General features: G+C 69.7%; 14 protein-coding genes. 6 read left to right on the top strand and 8 right to left on the bottom strand.

Annotated features, from left to right (window positions below; all coding sequences use genetic code 11):
- Positions 1–131 precede the first annotated feature (131 nt).
- The 4 genes from gcvT to gcvPB all read left to right on the top strand — a co-directional run bounded on the left by gcvT (position 132) and on the right by gcvPB (position 4761).
- Complete coding sequence (gene gcvT / locus G539_RS0113925; RefSeq protein WP_029075738.1) at positions 132–1280, top strand: glycine cleavage system aminomethyltransferase GcvT; 1149 nt, start codon at positions 132–134, stop codon at positions 1278–1280.
- 26 nt (positions 1281–1306) lie between these two features.
- Entirely contained in the window at positions 1307–1678 is a 372-nt protein-coding gene (gcvH, locus tag G539_RS0113920; RefSeq protein WP_029075737.1) for a glycine cleavage system protein GcvH, read from the top strand.
- 162 nt (positions 1679–1840) lie between these two features.
- Positions 1841–3184, top strand: a complete 1344-nt coding sequence (gcvPA, locus tag G539_RS0113915) for an aminomethyl-transferring glycine dehydrogenase subunit GcvPA (protein ID WP_029075736.1) — start codon at positions 1841–1843, stop codon at positions 3182–3184.
- A complete protein-coding gene (gcvPB, locus tag G539_RS0113910; protein ID WP_029075735.1) occupies positions 3181–4761 on the top strand; it encodes an aminomethyl-transferring glycine dehydrogenase subunit GcvPB in 1581 nt (526 codons plus the stop codon). Before gcvPA ends, gcvPB begins: the two co-directional genes overlap by 4 nt.
- A gap of 89 nt (positions 4762–4850) precedes the next feature.
- On the opposite strand, the gene G539_RS0113905 is transcribed toward gcvPB, so the two are convergent.
- The 4 genes from G539_RS0113905 to G539_RS0113890 form a co-directional block, all read right to left on the bottom strand.
- On the bottom strand, positions 4851–5279 hold the full coding sequence (locus G539_RS0113905) for a DUF1284 domain-containing protein (protein WP_029075734.1): 429 nt from the start codon (positions 5277–5279) through the stop codon (positions 4851–4853).
- A complete protein-coding gene (locus tag G539_RS24825) occupies positions 5276–5857 on the bottom strand; it encodes a biotin transporter BioY (RefSeq protein ID WP_035831376.1) in 582 nt (193 codons plus the stop codon). The genes G539_RS0113905 and G539_RS24825 overlap by 4 nt, the downstream gene beginning before the upstream one ends.
- Positions 5858–5873: 16 nt before the next feature.
- On the bottom strand, positions 5874–6554 hold the full coding sequence (locus G539_RS0113895; RefSeq protein WP_035831719.1) for an HAD family hydrolase: 681 nt from the start codon (positions 6552–6554) through the stop codon (positions 5874–5876).
- Between the two features lie 179 nt (positions 6555–6733).
- Positions 6734–8179, bottom strand: a complete 1446-nt coding sequence (locus G539_RS0113890) for a vWA domain-containing protein (protein ID WP_169516650.1) — start codon at positions 8177–8179, stop codon at positions 6734–6736.
- A 200-nt stretch (positions 8180–8379) separates the two neighbouring features.
- Between G539_RS0113890 and G539_RS0113885 the strand changes: the two genes are divergently transcribed.
- Positions 8380–9504 carry a site-specific DNA-methyltransferase gene (locus tag G539_RS0113885; protein ID WP_029075731.1) on the top strand — a complete coding sequence of 375 codons (1125 nt, stop codon included), beginning with the start codon at positions 8380–8382 and terminating at the stop codon, positions 9502–9504.
- A gap of 54 nt (positions 9505–9558) precedes the next feature.
- Here G539_RS0113885 and G539_RS0113880 read toward each other — a convergent pair whose 3' ends face one another.
- From G539_RS0113880 to G539_RS0113870, 3 genes are all read right to left on the bottom strand, one after another.
- Complete coding sequence (locus G539_RS0113880) at positions 9559–10464, bottom strand: NAD(P)/FAD-dependent oxidoreductase (protein ID WP_029075730.1); 906 nt, start codon at positions 10462–10464, stop codon at positions 9559–9561.
- Positions 10454–10915 carry an Rrf2 family transcriptional regulator gene (locus tag G539_RS0113875; RefSeq protein WP_029075729.1) on the bottom strand — a complete coding sequence of 154 codons (462 nt, stop codon included), beginning with the start codon at positions 10913–10915 and terminating at the stop codon, positions 10454–10456. Before G539_RS0113875 ends, G539_RS0113880 begins: the two co-directional genes overlap by 11 nt.
- A gap of 65 nt (positions 10916–10980) precedes the next feature.
- Positions 10981–11613, bottom strand: coding sequence for an HAD family hydrolase (locus G539_RS0113870; RefSeq protein ID WP_029075728.1), 633 nt, complete (start codon positions 11611–11613; stop codon positions 10981–10983).
- A 234-nt stretch (positions 11614–11847) separates the two neighbouring features.
- Between G539_RS0113870 and G539_RS26270 the strand changes: the two genes are divergently transcribed.
- Positions 11848–14976: a YncE family protein gene (locus tag G539_RS26270; protein WP_051231385.1), complete on the top strand. Its 3129-nt coding sequence runs from the start codon at positions 11848–11850 to the stop codon at positions 14974–14976.
- 40 nt (positions 14977–15016) lie between these two features.
- Here the strand turns inward: G539_RS26270 and mutY are convergent, their stop codons facing one another.
- Positions 15017–16123 (bottom strand): A/G-specific adenine glycosylase, encoded by a 1107-nt coding sequence (mutY, locus tag G539_RS0113860; RefSeq protein ID WP_029075727.1) that lies wholly within the window; start codon positions 16121–16123, stop codon positions 15017–15019.
- Positions 16124–16125 lie beyond the last annotated feature (2 nt).

Here is a 16125-nt window from a genome sequence, read left to right as displayed (position 1 = left end):
GGCTCACCGAAGGAGTAGCCGCGTCGCCGTCATCGGCGCGCGGGAAATCTCTCAGGTTCTCGGACAGAGGGGGCGCGGGACAGGCCATACGGGCCTGACCGTGTCAACGACTCTGTCCAGGGACCCGGTGCATGGCTGATTCGGCCGCTACAGACCTCCTGCTCGAGACGCCGCTCGCCGGCCTCCATCGCGAACTCGGCGCCAAGATGGTGCCGTTCGCCGGCTATTCCATGCCGGTGCAATATCCGCTCGGCGTGCTTTCCGAACATAATTGGACCCGCGCCAGCGCCGGCCTGTTCGACGTCTCGCATATGGGCCAGGCCGTGCTCGTCGGGCCGGACCATGCGACGACGGCGCGCGCGCTGGAGGCGCTGACGCCTGGCGAGTTCCAGGCGCTCGCCCTCGGCCGCATCCGCTACACGCTGCTGACGACCGCCGAGGGCGGCATCATCGACGATCTGATGGTTACCCGCCCGGTCGATCCGGCCGAGGACGGCCGGCTCTATCTCGTCGTCAATGCCGGCCGCAAGGCGATCGACTACGCCCATATCGCCGCCAACCTGCCGGCGGATGTCCGCCTCGAGGTCGCCGACGATTTGGCGCTGGTGGCGCTGCAGGGCCCGAAGGCGGCGGAGGTGCTGGCGCGCCACTCGACCGATTCCGCCACGATGGGCTTCATGACCGCGATCCGCACCGTCGTCGATGGCCATGACTGCCATGTCAGCCGCTCCGGCTATACCGGCGAGGACGGCTACGAGATCTCCGTCGCGGCCGATCGCGCCGAGGCGCTGGTGCGCACGCTGCTGGCGGAGCCGGAGGTCGAGGCGATCGGGCTCGGCGCGCGCGATTCGCTCCGCCTCGAGGCCGGCCTCTGCCTCTATGGCCACGACATCGACGAGGCGACCTCGCCCGGCGAGGCCGATCTCGGCTTCGCGATCGCCAAGCGGCGCCGCGCCGAGGGCGGCTTCCCCGGCGCCGGGCGCATCCTTTCCGAGCTCGCGGCGGGACCGGCGCGCGTTCGCGTCGGAATCAAGCCGCAGGGCAGGGCGCCGGCGCGCGAGGGCACGGTGATCCGCGACGCCGCAGGCGTCGAGATCGGCATCGTCACCTCGGGCGGCTTCGGCCCCACCGCCGGCGGCCCGGTCGCCATGGGCTATGTCCCGGCCGAATGCGCCGCCATCGGCACGCCGCTCACGCTCGTCGTGCGCGGCAAGGATCTCGCCGCGTCCGTCGTGGCGCTGCCTTTCGTTCCACACCGCTATTTCCGCAAACAGGCCTGAACGGCCTTTCCAGGGAAGACCACCACATGACCGTCTACTTCACCAAGGACCACGAATGGGTTCGCCTCGAGGGCGACGCGGCCTATGTCGGCATCACCGACTACGCCCAGGCCCAGCTCGGCGACGTCGTCTATGTCGAGCTGCCGGAAGTCGGCAAGACCTTCGCCAAGGGCGACGAGGCGGCCGTGGTCGAATCCGTCAAGGCCGCGAGCGACGTCTATGCGCCGGTCTCCGGCCTCGTCATCGCCGTCAACTCCAAGCTCCCGGATTCGCCCTCCACCATCAACGAGGCAGCCGAGACGGATGGCTGGTTCATGAAGCTGACGCTGACCGAGCCGGACGAACTGCAGGGCCTGCTCGACGAGGCGGCCTACAAGGCCTTCGTCGACACGCTGTAGGCGGGCTGGCCGGATCCGTTCTCTTTACCCCTCCCTGAGGGAGAGGTCGGCCCGCAGGGCCGGGAGAGGGTTTACGGCCTTTCCGGATGGTTCCCTAAACCCTCACCCGACGGCTGCGCCGTCGACCTCTCCCTCAGGGAGAGGTGAAGGAAAGACCAGACGATGCGCTATCTCCCCCATTCCGAGGCCGACCGGCAGGCGATGCTCGCCGCGATCGGCGTCGGCTCGATCGACGACCTCTTCGCCGACATTCCGAGCGATCTTCGCGTCCACGGCCTCGATTTGCCGCGCGCCGCCGGCGAGATCTCGGTCGAGCGCACGCTCGGACGGCTTTCGGCTGAGAACATCGCCGCCTCGTCGGTGCCGTTCTTCGTCGGCGCCGGCGCCTATAAGCACCATGTGCCGGCGACGGTGGATCATCTCATCCAGAGGTCCGAGTTCCTGACCTCCTACACGCCGTACCAGCCGGAGATCACGCAGGGGACGCTGCAATATCTGTTCGAGTTCCAGACCCAGGTCGCGCATCTGACCGGCATGGAGGTGGCGAACGCCTCGATGTATGACGGCTCCACCGCCACCGTCGAGGCGGTGCTGATGGCGCACCGCATCACCAAGCGCAGCAAGGCCGTGCTCTCCGGCGGCCTGCATCCGCAGTATCGCGCCGTGGTCGAATCGCTGTCGCCGATGGCCGGCGACACCGTCGACGCGCTGCCGGCCGATCCGACCGGCACCGAGGACATCCTGGCCTCGATCGACGCCGACACTTCCTGCGTCGTCGTGCAGTCGCCCTCCGTCTACGGCCACCTGATCGACCTCGCGCCGATCGCGGCGAAGGCGCACGAGGTCGGCGCGCTGTTGATCGCCGTCTTCACCGAGGTGGTGTCGCTCGGTCTCGTCGAGCCGCCGGGCGCGCAGGGCGCCGACATCGTCGTCGGCGAGGGCCAGTCGATCGGCAACGCGCTCTCCTTCGGCGGCCCCTATGTCGGTCTGTTCGCGACGCGGCTGAAATATGTTCGCCAGATGCCGGGAAGGCTCTGCGGCGAGACGGTCGACGCGGAAGGGAGGCGCGGCTTCGTGCTGACGCTCTCGACCCGCGAGCAGCATATCCGCCGTGACAAGGCGACCTCGAATATCTGTACGAATTCAGGGCTTTGCGCGCTGGCGTTCACGATCCATATGACGCTGCTCGGCGAGAAGGGCCTCGCCCGGCTGGCGCGGATCAACCACGCCAACGCGGTGAAGCTCGCGGAATCGCTTTCTGCGCTTCCCGGCCTAACCCTCTTGAATGACTCGTTCTTCAACGAGTTCACGATCCGCCTGCCTGGCGATGCCGCTGACATCGTCGAAAAGCTCGTCGCCAAGGGCGTTCTGGCCGGTGTGCCCGTCTCGCGTCTCGAGCCGGGCAAGAGCGAGCTCGCCGATCTCCTGATCGTCGCCTCGACCGAGGTGAACACGGACGAAGACCGCGCCGCCTTCGTGGCCGCGCTTTCGGAGGTGCTCGCATGAGCATGAACGCAAAGGGCCGTCCCACCGTCGCCGCCACCGCCGCGACCTCGGCCATCCCCGATACCTTCACCGGCAACCGCGCCCTGCAGATCGAAGAGGCACTGCTCTTCGAGGTCGGCCGGCACGACGTCACCGGCGTCGATCTCGACGAGCCGGCGGACTTCGCGCCGCGCCTCGGCAAGCTCGCCCGCAAGCAGCCGATCGATCTGCCGGGTCTCTCCGAGCCGGAAACGATGCGCCACTATGTGCGCCTCAGCCAGAAGAACTACGCCATCGACAGCGGCCTCTATCCGCTCGGCTCCTGCACGATGAAGCACAATCCGCGCCTCAACGAGAAGGTCGCCCGGCTTCCCGGCATCGGCGACGTGCATCCGCTGCAGCCGCTCTCGACCGTGAAGGGCGCGGTCGAACTGATGGCCGAGCTCGGCCGCTGGCTGATCGAGATGACCGGCATGAAGGCGGTGGCGCTGTCGCCCAAGGCCGGCGCGCATGGCGAGCTCTGCGGCATGATGGCGATCAAGGCCGCCATCGCCGCCAAGGGCGAGACGCGCAACATCGTGCTGGTGCCGGAATCGGCGCATGGCACCAATCCGGCGACCGCCGCGCTGATCGGCTTCAAGGTCGTCACCGTGCCGGCGCGTCCGGACGGCACCGTCGCCCCCGAGGCGGTCAAGGCGCTGCTGTCGCCCGACGTCGCCGCGATCATGCTGACCAACCCGAATACCTGCGGCCTGTTCGAGCGCGACGTGGTCGAGATCGCCGCGGCGATCCACGCGGCGGGGGCCTATTTCTACTGCGACGGCGCCAATTTCAACGCCATCGTCGGCAAGGCCAAGGTCGGCGAGCTCGGCGTCGACGCCATGCACATCAACCTGCACAAGACGTTTTCGACGCCGCATGGCGGCGGCGGGCCGGGCGCGGGACCGGTGGTGCTCTCCGAGCGGCTCGCCGCCTTCGCGCCGCTGCCCTTCGTCCGCGTCGAGGCGGACGGCCCGGTCCTGGTCGAAAGCGAGGAAGCGCTGTTGCCGGGTGAAACACCCTTCGGCCGCATGACCGCCTTCCACGGCCAGATGGGCATGTTCGTGCGGGCGCTTTCCTACATGCTGTCGCACGGGTCGGACGGGCTGCAGCAGGCGTCGGAGGACGCTGTGCTCAACGCCAACTATGTCCGCGCCGGCCTGCGCGACCTGATGAGCCAGCCGTCCGGCGACCGCACCTGCATGCACGAGGTGCTGTTCGACGACACGTTCCTGGAGGGGACGGGCGTCACCACGCTCGACTTCGCCAAGGCGATGATCGACGAGGGCTATCACCCGATGACGATGTATTTCCCGCTCGTCGTGCATGGGGCGATGCTGATCGAGCCGACCGAGTCGGAATCGAAGGCCTCGCTCGACCTCTTCATCGCGACGCTCCGCGATCTCGTGATGAAGGCGAAGGCGGGAGATCTCGAGCGCTTCCAGCAGGCACCGCGCTTCGCGCCACGTCGCCGCCTCGACGAGACGCGCGCCGCCCGAGCGCCCAAGCTCAAATGGGAAAAGCCGGAGCCGTGGGTGGAAGCAGCCGCGGCCGAGTAGGACAAGATCCCCTTCGGTCGCGGCCGAAGGGGATCAGCCCTTGTTGTTGTTGCTCTGCGGCACGATGGCGGCGATGGCGCCGGCCGGCGCTAGCCGTCGGTCGCGAGCCGCGTGCCCTGGAACCCCCCCGCCGCGACGCTGTCGCAGAGCCCTGACCATTCGCAGCCGCCGCAGGCGGTTCGCGTCGTGCCGGCGGCGAAGGCGGCGCGGAAGCGGGCGAGCGTCATCGCGTCGAGGGAAAGCCGGAAGCCCGGCTTGACGGGCGTGTCGAGCAGGGCGGCGACCGAGACCGCCGCTTCGGCATCGCGGACGAGCACGCTCTCGTTGTGGCAATGCGGCGCCTCGGTGGAAAGTAGCGGCGCGCAGACATCGTCGGGTCCGTCGACGATCTCGACTTCCTCGCCGCGCGTCAGCCGCGCGGCGATCCCGTCGTAGTTGGCGCAGAAATCCGGCGTGTAGCCCTTGCCGACATAGGTCAGCATGCAGAGCAGGTGGTGGGCGCGAAGCCGGACCGTCACGGTGCGGAAGTGCGTGCGCCGGCGACCCGGCTGACGATGGCGATGGTGCAGACCGCGAGCGCGGCCTTGATGACGGCGCCGACCAGGAAGGGCGTCACGCCGAAGGTGAGCGCCTTTTCCGGGCCGACGAAGGTGGCGAGCCACGCTGCGCCGGGGGCGAGGCAGATCGCCTGCGCCAGCAGGAAGCCGAGGAAGGACAGTCCGATCCGGCGCGTCCAGCCGCGTTCCGCCATCCAGCCGCAGAAGGCGGCGGCGAAGGGGAAACTCGCGAGATAGCCGGCTGTCGGCCCCATGAACGGAGCCACGCCGCCCGCGCCGCCGGCGAGCACCGGCAGGCCGGAGAGGCCGGCCGCGAGCCAGACGAGAACGATCAGCGCGCCGAACCGCCAACCGGCCAGCGCGCCGACGAGCATGACCGCGTAGGTCTGCATCGTCACCGGCACGGGCACCATCGGCACGGAGATATAGGACGACGCCGCGAGGAACAGCGCCCCGCAGGCGACGAGGATGGCGACCTGCGTCGCGGAGCGCTCCGCGTTCAGGAGCGGGACGAAGGCGTCCGAAGCGGGCTTGGTCAAGTCAGGCTCCCGTCGCTCAGACGTCCTCGGGATTCCAGGCGGCCAGCGCCTCGATGGTGGCCGGCAGGTCCGCCATGCGGTTGATCACCGTGATGGCGCCGGCGGCGGTCAGCGCATCGGCATGGCCGGGCCAGGAATGCGAGCCGCCGGTGAAGCCGATGACGCGCATGCCGGCGGCGCGGCCGGCGTGGATGCCGTGCGTCGAGTCCTCGATGACGATGCAATCCTTGGGGTCGACGCCGAACTCGGCCGCGCCGTGCAGGTAGACGTCGGGCGCCGGCTTCGGCTGCTTGTTGCGGACGGCGACAGCCGAGAAGATGTAGGGCCGGAAACGGTCGTAGAGCTCGGTCTTGGTCAGCGAGATCTTGAGCCGCTCGGGCGAGGAGTTCGAGCAGATGCAGCGCTGGTAGTCGAGCTTGTCGAGCATCTCCTGCACGCCGGGGATGATCTGCAGGTCCTTGGCGAGGCGCCGGTCGAGCTCCGCATTGGTCTCGTCATGGAAGTTCTCGGGCAGCGAATAGCCGAGATCCGCCTCGATCAGCTTGGCGGCGCGCTCCCAGGTCAGGCCGGCGAAGCGGTGCGACATCTCCTCGACCGAGATGTCGTAGCCGATGGCGGTGAGCCGCTCGCTGTCGACGCGGGAGGAGATGATTTCGGAATCGACGAGCACACCGTCGCAATCGAAGAGCACGAGCATGGAGGACTTTCCGATCAGTCTGGGCATGGCCCCGGCGCGTCGCGGGCGATTCCGGAGGCGGGACGATGCGGGGAAGGGATGAGGCGGAGCCGGGCGCCGACGGCGGCCGTTTCCGCAAGCCAGGCGGCTCTCTATCAGATTGCCGCCCGCCTGTCTCGGGCGCGCGTCCGGCGCGCGGCTCAGCGCACCCGGATCGGCGCGCGGGCGAAGATCGCCTTGCCGTCGCCGGCGATGTAGCGCAGTTCGTACTGGCCGGCCTCGCGCGGCACCTCGATATGGACCGTCGAGCGGTCGGGCCGGATGCGCGCCATGGTCAGGTGGTCGCTGGCATCCATGCCGGCGCGGGCGATGACGACGTCGTCGAAGCGCGCGCCGGGGCCGGTCCAGTCGACCGCGATGCGGCTGCCGGCCTTCGCCGTCTCGGGGCCGCGGATCGAGGCGGAGGGCGGATCGACCGTGAAGGCCGTCTTGGCGGCGATGGCGCCGTCTTCGCCCGAGAGATAGCGGGCCTCGTAGCGGCCGGGCGTGGTCGGCGCGATGAAGGTCAGGGCGCGGCCGTCCTTGTTGACGGGGAGCGAGGCGAGCTTGATGGCCGGCGCCGCGTCGAGCGGCGCGATCTGCAGTTCGTCCTTGGCCGCGGCGGGGCCCGTCCAGTTCACGGTCAGCGGCGCACCGGCGCCGATCCGCTCGGCCACGCCGACGGTGACCGGCTTGACGTCGACCTCGATCGGCCGCGCGGCGAGCACGACGTTGAGCTTGGGGTGGTAGTAGCGCAGTTCGTAGACGCCGGCCTCGGCCGGCGCCCGCAGCTTGCGCTTCTTGCCGTCCTTGGTGACGAGCGCGCTGCGGATTTCCGATCCCGGTGGCAATCCCGGCCAGACGACCTGCAGGCGGTCGCCCTTCAGCTTCGGGCCGTCATAGCCGATCTCGAACACGGCCGACTGCATGACCTTCTCCGGCGCGTCGAGGCTGGCCGAGGGCAGGTTGGGCGGCGGCGCCTTGGCGGAGGCGAGCGCCGCGGCGAGGCCGCCGGCGACGTCGGTGCCGTCCTTGGCGTTGATGAACTTGCCGCCGGTCTTGTCGGCGAGGCAGGCGACCTGCTCGATCTCCTTTTCGTCGAGACCGAGGCCGATCACCTCGACCGTCAGGTCCTTGGCGCGGGTCGCGAGCGATTCCGCCAGCACGCAGGGATTGGCGTCGCAGGCCTCGACCTTGTCGACGAAGACGATGACCGTGGCGCGCTCGCTGCGATAGTTGATCGCATTGGCGGCGCGCTCGACGGCGACGGCGAGCGGCGCCTTGCCGCGCGGCGTCAGCTTGGCGGCCGCGGTGGTGACCGCCTCGTTGCCGTTCCGCTGCGGCTTCGTCACCACGGCGGCGTCGGTGCAGCTCGTCTTGCTCTTGGCGCCGAAGGCCAGAAGGCCGATGCGGGCCTCGGTCGGGAAGTCGGTGACCGCCGCCTCGATGCTTTCCGCGACCAGGTCGATCTTGCGGTCGCGGCCGAGCTTGCCGGCCATGGATGCCGAAGCATCGATCACCAGCATCACATCGTCGGCGAGCACGGCGGCGCTCGATGCGCAGAGAAGCGCCAGCGCAGCCGGCAGGGCAAGAAAACCGCGGATCATGTCAGCCTCGATCAAGGAGCCCGGCGCCGGGCCTTTTCGGGCCGAAACCATAACCCAAGAGTTTCGGCAAAACGATGTCGGATGACCAAAAAAACGTGCAATCCGGCGCGGTTACAATTGGTTAACCATGCTTGCTAACGCCTCCTTCACCCTGTTCGCTAACCATAGGCGCATGTTCTGTTGCGTCGGGGAGTTGGGTTATGAAGGCACTCGCTCGGAAGCCAGCCGAGGTCGCGCACAAGGCGCCCTGGCTTGACACCATCATCAAGGGCGATTGCGTCGCCGCGCTCGAGAAGCTGCCGTCCGCGTCGGTCGATCTCGTGTTCGCCGATCCGCCCTACAATCTGCAGCTGGCCGGCGGACTGACCCGCCCGGACCATTCGGTCGTCGACGCGGTCGACGACCACTGGGACCAGTTCGCCAGCTTCGAGGCCTATGACGCCTTCACCCGCGCCTGGCTGCTGGCCGTGCGCCGCGTGCTGAAGCCGGATGGCGCGCTCTGGGTCATCGGCTCCTACCACAACATCTTCCGCGTCGGCGCGACGCTGCAGGATCTCGGCTTCTGGATCCTGAACGACGTCGTCTGGCGCAAGTCGAACCCGATGCCGAATTTCCGCGGCAAGCGCTTCACCAATGCGCATGAGACGATGATCTGGGCCTCGCGCGGGCAGGGTTCGAAGTACACGTTCAACTACGAGGCCATGAAGGCCTTCAATGACGACGTGCAGATGCGCTCCGACTGGCTGCTGCCGATCTGCACCGGCCATGAGCGGCTGAAGGACGGCGAGGGGCAGAAGCTGCACCCGACCCAGAAGCCCGAGGCGCTGCTGGCCCGCGTCATGCTGGCCTCCTCGAAGCCGGGCGACGTCATCCTCGATCCGTTCTTCGGCTCCGGCACCACCGGCGCCGTCGCCAAGCGCCTTGGCCGCCACTTCGTCGGCGTCGAGCGCGAGCAGGAATATATCGACGCGGCGCGGGCCCGTATCGACGCCGTCGAGACGGCGCCGGCCGCGGCACTCGAACTGCTGAAGGGCAAGCGCGCCGAGCCGCGCATCCCGTTCGGCACGCTTCTGGAGCGCGGGCTGATCGTGCCGGGCGCGGTGCTGACGGATTCGCGCGGCCGTCACCAGGCCCGCGTGCGGGCCGATGCCTCGCTGGAATCGGGCGCGCTGGTCGGCTCGATCCACCGCGTCGGCGCGCTGGTGCAGGGCTTCGACGCCTGCAATGGCTGGACCTTCTGGCATGTCCACCACAATGGACGCCTCACCTCGATCGACGATCTCAGAAAGATCGTCCGCGATGAACTGGCTGCAGCCGGAGGCTGAGCCGACGCCGCGGGGCTCCGGCCCCGCGGTGTCCTGTTTCCCCGCTGGCGCGCCTCAGGCCGCCAGCGGCTCGAAGACCAGCGCCTGGTGCGCCGCCGTTCCCGCCATGACGCCGTCGGCCGAGGCGAAGGTGGCGTTGTGCATCTGGCGCGCGATGTCGCCGGCCGCGTAGACGCCTGGCACTGTCGTCATCTGCTTGCCGTCGACCCGGATCACCGGCCCCAGCATGCCCTCGTCGAAGGCGCAGCCGAGCTGTTCGGCGATCGGGCAGGCCATACGCGTCCGCGACGCCGTGAAGAGCGCGTCGAGCTCGACCACGCGCCCATCCTCCAGGCGCACGCCCGTCAGGGTCGTGTCGCCCTCGAGCGCCACGACGCGGCCCGGCTCGATCGTGGCCACCCGCCGGCGCAGCTTCTCTACCGTTTCGGGATCGGGCATCGCGCCGCCGTTCAGGAAGAAGGTGGTCGGACCCCAGTCCGGGATCATCAGCGCCTGGTGCGCCGAATTCTCCATGACGTTGAGGACGCCGAGCCGCTGCCCCTTGAACTCGTAGCCGTGGCAGTACGGGCAGTGCAGCACCGACTGGCCCCATTTGCCGGCGAGGCCCGGGATCTCGGGCAGGTCGTCGATCAGGCCGAAGGCGAGAACCAGCTTGGCGCCTTCGCGGGTGTTGCCGGATTCGAGGCGCAGCGAGAAGCCGGCCTCCGTCGCGACGGCCTCGGTGGCGCGATCGTCGACGAAATGGACGGTCGGATAGGCGGCGAGCTTCTCGCGACCCTGCAGGATCATGGCGCGGGGCGCGGCGCCGTCCTGGCCGAAAAAGCCGTGCGAGGCGCTAGCGAAGCGGTTCCTGGGGCTGCCGCTGTCGATCACGCAGACGGCGCGTCCGGCGCGGGCGAGCTGCATCGCGGCCGAAAGGCCGGCATAGCTGCCGCCGACGACGATGGCGTCATACATCATGGCTGATGTCCTTCATGGTTGCCTTGCGGGCCCGGTAGCGGGCATGGAAATCGGCCGCGAGCGTCGCCAGCGTGACGGTGCCGAGCCGCTTCATCAGCAACTGCTCGGCCTCCTCGAAGGCGGCCTCGAGCGAGGCGTTGACGGCCTGCTCGACGAGGCAGGCCGGGTTGTCCGAGCGGTGGCCGAGCGCGAAGACCGCGGGCGAACCGATCGCGGCGTAGATGTCGTCGATCGTCACGGCGGCGGGATCGCAGGCGATCGTCCAGCCGCCGCCATGGCCCTTTTCCGAGCGGACGAAGCCGGCCTCCCGGAGGCCGGCCATGGTGCGGCGGACGACGACCGGGTTGGTCGACATCATCGCCGCGAGGCGCTCGGAGGTGATCGGCTCGCCGGCCTCGATCATGTGGAGCAGGACGTGCAGCACGCCCGATAGTCTGCTGTCGTGTCTCATGTAACAATAAATGTTACGTGATGGCGCGAGCGTCAAGCCCCGGGCTTCTCGGAAATCAAATTGGGCTAGGGCAGGCCGGCGGCGGCCGCGCGGCCGAGGCCGTGGCGGGCGAGGTCGGCGCGCATTGTCGCCGCGTCGACGAAAAGCTCCGCCTGCCAGCCCGCTTGGCGCGCCGCTTCGACATTCACGGCGGTGTCGTCGAAGAACAGGGTTGCCGCCGGCGTCAGCCCGAACGTCTCGGCGTGCAGCCGGTAGATTTCCGGCTCGGGCTTGATGAGGCCGATGTCGCCGGAGACGGTGATGCCGCGAAACAGCCGGAGATAGGGAAAGCGCTCCACCGCCTCGACGAAGGTGTCGCTGGCGAAGTTGGTCAGCGCGGTGACGTCGCGTCCCTCCGCCACCAGCGCGTCGAGGATATCCGGTGTCTCGTCGAGCGAGCCGGGGATCATCTCGTGCCAGTTGGCGCGCCAGGCACGGATCAGCGGCTCGTGCTCTGGGAAGCGCGCGATTAGCGCCGCCTCGGCGTCGGGCCAGCTGCGCCCGCGATCCTGCTCCTTGTTCCAGTCGCCGCTGCAGATCTCACGGAGGAAATGGCGGCGCGCGGCGTCGTCCGGGATGAGCCGGCGATACGGGATCTCGGGTTCCCAGCGCAACAGGACGTTACCGATGTCGAAGACGATGTGCCTGATCTCGTTCATACTGCCGTTTCCCGCGTTTCGTCGATCATGTCATGAGCTTCAGCAACTTCATGACGTTGTGATGGCGATCACTGACAATTTCGTATGTCGACGGATTGATCATGCTGGCCGGAACATTTGCGCTGCGCTAGGTTTCGGCGAGGAAGAACAGCTCGCTTCGTGTTCAGGATTGCGGCTCTTCTGGTTTCGCCTTGCCGCGACTCTCGCACGGGAAGAAGTTCCAGGAGGAACGAGATGCGGATTCGCGCGGGTGGGCGGGGTGAGGCCCCGGGAGCAGGGCAGGGTTCGGCAACGCTGCCGGCTAGGCGAGCGCCAGACTGGCGCTGGCGGCTGCTCGCCGCGGCGCTGCTCGGCGCGGCGGCTTTCGGATCGCCGCGCGCCGAGGCGCAGCAGGCGATCGTCGGTCCCGAGGACGCTGTTGTCACCGGCTTCTCCGGCGCGGCCGAGGGCCAGACGCCGGCCGGCGCCGATCCGCTCGACTATCTCGTCCTTCCTCCGGATGGGCCCGCCGCCAGGGTCGTCGATCTCTCGCGCCTCGGCGCCCAGGGGGCGCTGACCGACGCGCCCAATCCCTTCACCGTGACCGCGGGCCAGGTCGGCCAGGTGTTCGGCGTCGCGCTTGACGATGCGCCGGCGCCGTCGATCTATCTCGCCGCGACCTCGGCCTACGGCCTGTCGATCGGCCTTCCCGGCGCCTCGGGCGAACCGATGAAGCGCCTGCTGCATGGGCTTTCCGGCGCCGCCTTCATTCCCAACCAGTTCGGCCCCGATGGCGGTCCGGGCTCGGTCTGGCGCGTCGACGGCACGACGGGGCAGGTCACGCTGTTCGCCGATGTCGGCGACGAGGGCGTCAACGCCGCCGCCGCGCTCGGCGGCCTGGCCTATGACCCGGAGAGCCAGCAGCTCTTCGTGGCCGACCGCGCCTCCGGGATGATCCATCGCTTCACCCTCGACGGCACCGAGCGTGGCGTCTACGACCATGGCATCACCGGTCGGGCGCAGAGCGGCCTGCCGGAAGTGCCGTGGGCGGCGGTCAATGTCGATATCGCCAGCTCTGCCTTCGACACCGAGCAGCCGGCGACGTGGGGCTACGCCGCCCCGGAGCGGCTGGTGTTCGCCCTCGCGGTGCGCAACAACCGGCTCTACTACTCGGTCGCCGCCGGGCCGGAGATCTGGTCCGTCGGCATCCAGCCCGGCGGCGGTTTCGCGGCGGACGCGCGGTTCGAGGTCGCGGTGGAGACGCTGCAGCCCGGAATCGAGATCGCCTCCATCGCGTTCGACAATCGCGGCCTGCTCTACGCGGCCGAGCGTGCGCCGCCGACCGGCGCCTATGATCTCCGCAATGTCGCGGAGGGCGGCAGCAGCCGCGTCCTCCGTTTCAAGCCGAAGCCGCGACCGGATGCCGAGCCGGGTCTTTGGATTCCGGTCGCCGAGGACTACGCGATCGGCCTGTTGCCCGAATACGAGAACGCCAATGGCGGCGTCGCGCTCGGGCGCGGCTATGACGGTAATGGGCGGATGCTGCCGAACGCCTGCGCCGTGACGCTCTGGTCCACCGGTTCGCAATTACTCGGCGATGCGCCGTCGACCGAACCGGTCGAGGGGCTGCAGGGCAATGACACCCAGCTCGTCCAGCCGGCCAATGCGCCGCCGACCGCGAGCTGGTTCATCGACTATGACGATCAGCCGGGCGAGAGTGCCGATGCCGGCCACATGGGCGCGATTGCGACGTTGCCCTGCGTGGCGCCGCGCCGGGCCGCCGCGCCGCCTCCGCCGCCGCCACCCCCGCCGCCGCGTGTCGCGCAGCCGCTGCCGCCTCCGCCGCCGGTGGTGATCGGCTGCCCCATCGGCACCTATCTGGTCGGCGACACCTGCCTGTTGCCGCCGAGCTGCCCGCCGGGAACCCGGTTCCGCGATGGCTATTGCGTCGCCATCGGCTGTCCGCCGGACATGATCCGCATCAATGGCGCCTGCCTGCCGCCGCCGATCGTCTGCGATCGCTACGAGACCTTCGTCAACGGCCGCTGCATTCCCTGGCGCTGCCCGCCCGACATGGTGCGCCTGCCGAACGGCTATTGCGGCTGCCCGCGCGACGAGATCTTCGTGCGGGGCCAGTGCCTGCCGCCGCGCTGTCCGCCGGACCTGTTCATGACGCCGGATGGCCGCTGCGTGCCGTCGCAATGGTGCCGTCCGCCGATGGTGCGCGATCATCGCGGCCGTTGCGTGCCGCCGCTGGACTGCCGTCCGCCGATGACGCTGGACAGCTATGGCCGCTGCGTACCGCCGCAGGACTGCCGCCCGCCGATGGTGCGCGACGACCGTGGCCGCTGCGTGCCGCCGCAGGGTTGCCGTCCGCCGATGGTGCGCGACGACAACGGCCGCTGCGTACCGCCGCAGGGCGAATGCCGCCCGCCGATGGTGCGTGACGACAACGGCCGCTGCGTACCGCCGCAGGGTGAGTGCCGTCCGCCGATGGTGCGTGACGACAACGGTCGCTGCGTACCGCCGCAGGGTGAATGCCGTCCGCCGATGATGCGCGACGACAAGGGCCGTTGCGTGCCGCCGCGGCCGTGCCCGCGCGGGCAGGAGCGTGCCGAGAATGGCCGCTGCCGGCCGATCGTCGCCCAGCCCTGCGCCGAGGGCGAGGTCCGTCAGGACGGACGCTGCGTGCCGGCCGTCGTGCCTCCGGTCGTACCCCCCGTCGTGACGCCGCCGGTCGTCACGCCTCCGGTGGAACCGGGGCCGGGCCCGACGCAATGCCGTCGCGGCCAGCGCCTGGTCGACGGCGTCTGCGTCGATGCCCGCCGCCCGCCGCCGCGCGACTGTCCCGATGGCACGACGATGCGGCGCGGCCGCTGCGTGCCCACCGAGGCGACGCAGCCGGATCGTCCGACCCGGCCGGCGCCTGTCCAGTGCGGTCCGGACCAGCGCCTGCGCAACGGCCGCTGCGTCGACGTGCCGCCGCAGCGGCAGCCGCCGCCGAAGCGCGACGCCGAGCCGCAACGCAAGGCGCCGGACTGCGCCGAGGGAACAGTACTGCGGCGTGGCCGCTGCGTGCCGACCCAGGCGACGCAGCCGGATCGCCCGGCGCGGCCGGCGCCGATCGAGTGCGGCCCGGACCAGCGCCTGCGCAACGGCCGTTGCGTCGACGTCCAGCCGCAGCGCCAGCCGCCGCCCGATCGTCAGTCGAAGCCGCAGCGCAAGGGGCCGGATTGTCCGGAGGGCACGGTGCTGCGTCGTGGCCAGTGCGTGAAGCCGCCGCCGCAGGAGGACAACGCGTCGCAGCGTCTGCCGAACCGGATGCGTCAGCAGATGGAGAAGCTGCAGCCGCAGGAGCCGCCGCAGCCGCCGCAGCAGCAGTGACCCGATTGCCGGGGAGCGATGGCGGCGGGACCTCCCGCCGTCATCTGCGTTTGCGCGTCGCTCCGGGTGCCGCCGCCTCGATCGCCTTCTTCATCACGCTCGGCAGCGCCTCGTGCGGCAGGTCGCGTGCGCTCGCCCACCAGGCATCCGCCGGGGCCGGATGGGCTTCGGGCAGGCTGGCGTGCCAGATGTCGAGCGTCAGGCGGAAATGGGTGAAGATATGCACGACGGGCGCTGCGACGCGCCGCCAGTCGGCCGGGAAGGGGGCGGCGTTGGTGCCCGGTGCGGGCGCTGGTCCGGCGAGCCAATCCGATCCCGGCACTTCGGTCATGCCGCCGAGCAGGCCGCGCTCGGCCCGCTTTCGGAGCAGGATCGCGCCGTCGGAGCGGATCGCGACGAAGGCGGCGCCGGCGCGCTCGGGCCGGTCGGCCTTCGCCGCCTTGCGCGGATAGAGCTCCTCGGTGCCGCGCGCATGGGCCGTGCAGGATGCCTCCCACGGGCAGAGCGGGCAGGCCGGGCGCTTCGGCGTGCAGAGCGTCGCGCCGAGATCCATCATCGCCTGCGCATAGTCGCCGGCGCGGCGCTCCGGCGTCAGCTCCGCCTGCAGCGCGGCGATCTCCTTCTTGGCCGCCGGCAGCGGCGTTTCGACGGCGAAGATGCGGGACAGCACGCGCTCGACATTGCCGTCGACGACGGCGGCCGGCTCGTCATGCGCGATCGCCGCGATCGCCGCCGAGGTATAGGCGCCGATGCCGGGCAGGTCGCGCAGCCCCGCCGCATTTTCCGGGAAGCGGCCGCCGTGCTCGCGTACGACCGTGTCGGCACAGGCCTTCAGGTTGCGGGCGCGCGAATAATAGCCGAGCCCGGCCCAGGCCTTCATGACGTCCTCTGTCGAAGCCGCGGCGAGGTCGGAGACGGTCGGCCAGCGCGCCAGGAAGTCCTCGAAATAGGGCTTCACCGTCGTCACGTTTGTCTGCTGCAGCATGATCTCCGACAGCCAGACCCGGTAGGGATCGGGTTTCACGCCGGCGCGACGCTCGGCCGGCGATGTCCGCCAGGGGAGCCGGCGGGCGTGGCGGTCATACCAGGCGAGGAGGTCGGGGGCGCGGGGCGGCAAGTCGCGTGAAATGGCGGGGCTCTGAATCATGG

The organism is Kaistia adipata DSM 17808 (assembly GCF_000423225.1).
GTDB lineage: Bacteria > Pseudomonadota > Alphaproteobacteria > Rhizobiales > Kaistiaceae > Kaistia > Kaistia adipata.
The sequence above is the reverse complement of the archived record's forward strand: the minus strand, read 5'-3'. Positions and strand labels throughout refer to the sequence as shown.

Coding starts and splice junctions, on each gene's coding strand:
- gcvT (WP_029075738.1), top strand. CDS start 132: ATGGCTGATTCGGCCGCTACAGACCTCCTGCTCGAGACGCCGCTCGCC.
- gcvH (WP_029075737.1), top strand. CDS start 1,307: ATGACCGTCTACTTCACCAAGGACCACGAATGGGTTCGCCTCGAGGGC.
- gcvPA (WP_029075736.1), top strand. CDS start 1,841: ATGCGCTATCTCCCCCATTCCGAGGCCGACCGGCAGGCGATGCTCGCC.
- gcvPB (WP_029075735.1), top strand. CDS start 3,181: ATGAGCATGAACGCAAAGGGCCGTCCCACCGTCGCCGCCACCGCCGCG.
- G539_RS0113895 (WP_035831719.1), bottom strand. CDS start 6,554: ATGCTCGTGCTCTTCGATTGCGACGGTGTGCTCGTCGATTCCGAAATC.
- G539_RS0113890 (WP_169516650.1), bottom strand. CDS start 8,179: ATGATCCGCGGTTTTCTTGCCCTGCCGGCTGCGCTGGCGCTTCTCTGC.
- G539_RS0113885 (WP_029075731.1), top strand. CDS start 8,380: ATGAAGGCACTCGCTCGGAAGCCAGCCGAGGTCGCGCACAAGGCGCCC.
- G539_RS0113880 (WP_029075730.1), bottom strand. CDS start 10,464: ATGATGTATGACGCCATCGTCGTCGGCGGCAGCTATGCCGGCCTTTCG.
- G539_RS0113875 (WP_029075729.1), bottom strand. CDS start 10,915: ATGAGACACGACAGCAGACTATCGGGCGTGCTGCACGTCCTGCTCCAC.
- G539_RS0113870 (WP_029075728.1), bottom strand. CDS start 11,613: ATGAACGAGATCAGGCACATCGTCTTCGACATCGGTAACGTCCTGTTG.
- G539_RS26270 (WP_051231385.1), top strand. CDS start 11,848: ATGCGGATTCGCGCGGGTGGGCGGGGTGAGGCCCCGGGAGCAGGGCAG.
- mutY (WP_029075727.1), bottom strand. CDS start 16,123: ATGATTCAGAGCCCCGCCATTTCACGCGACTTGCCGCCCCGCGCCCCC.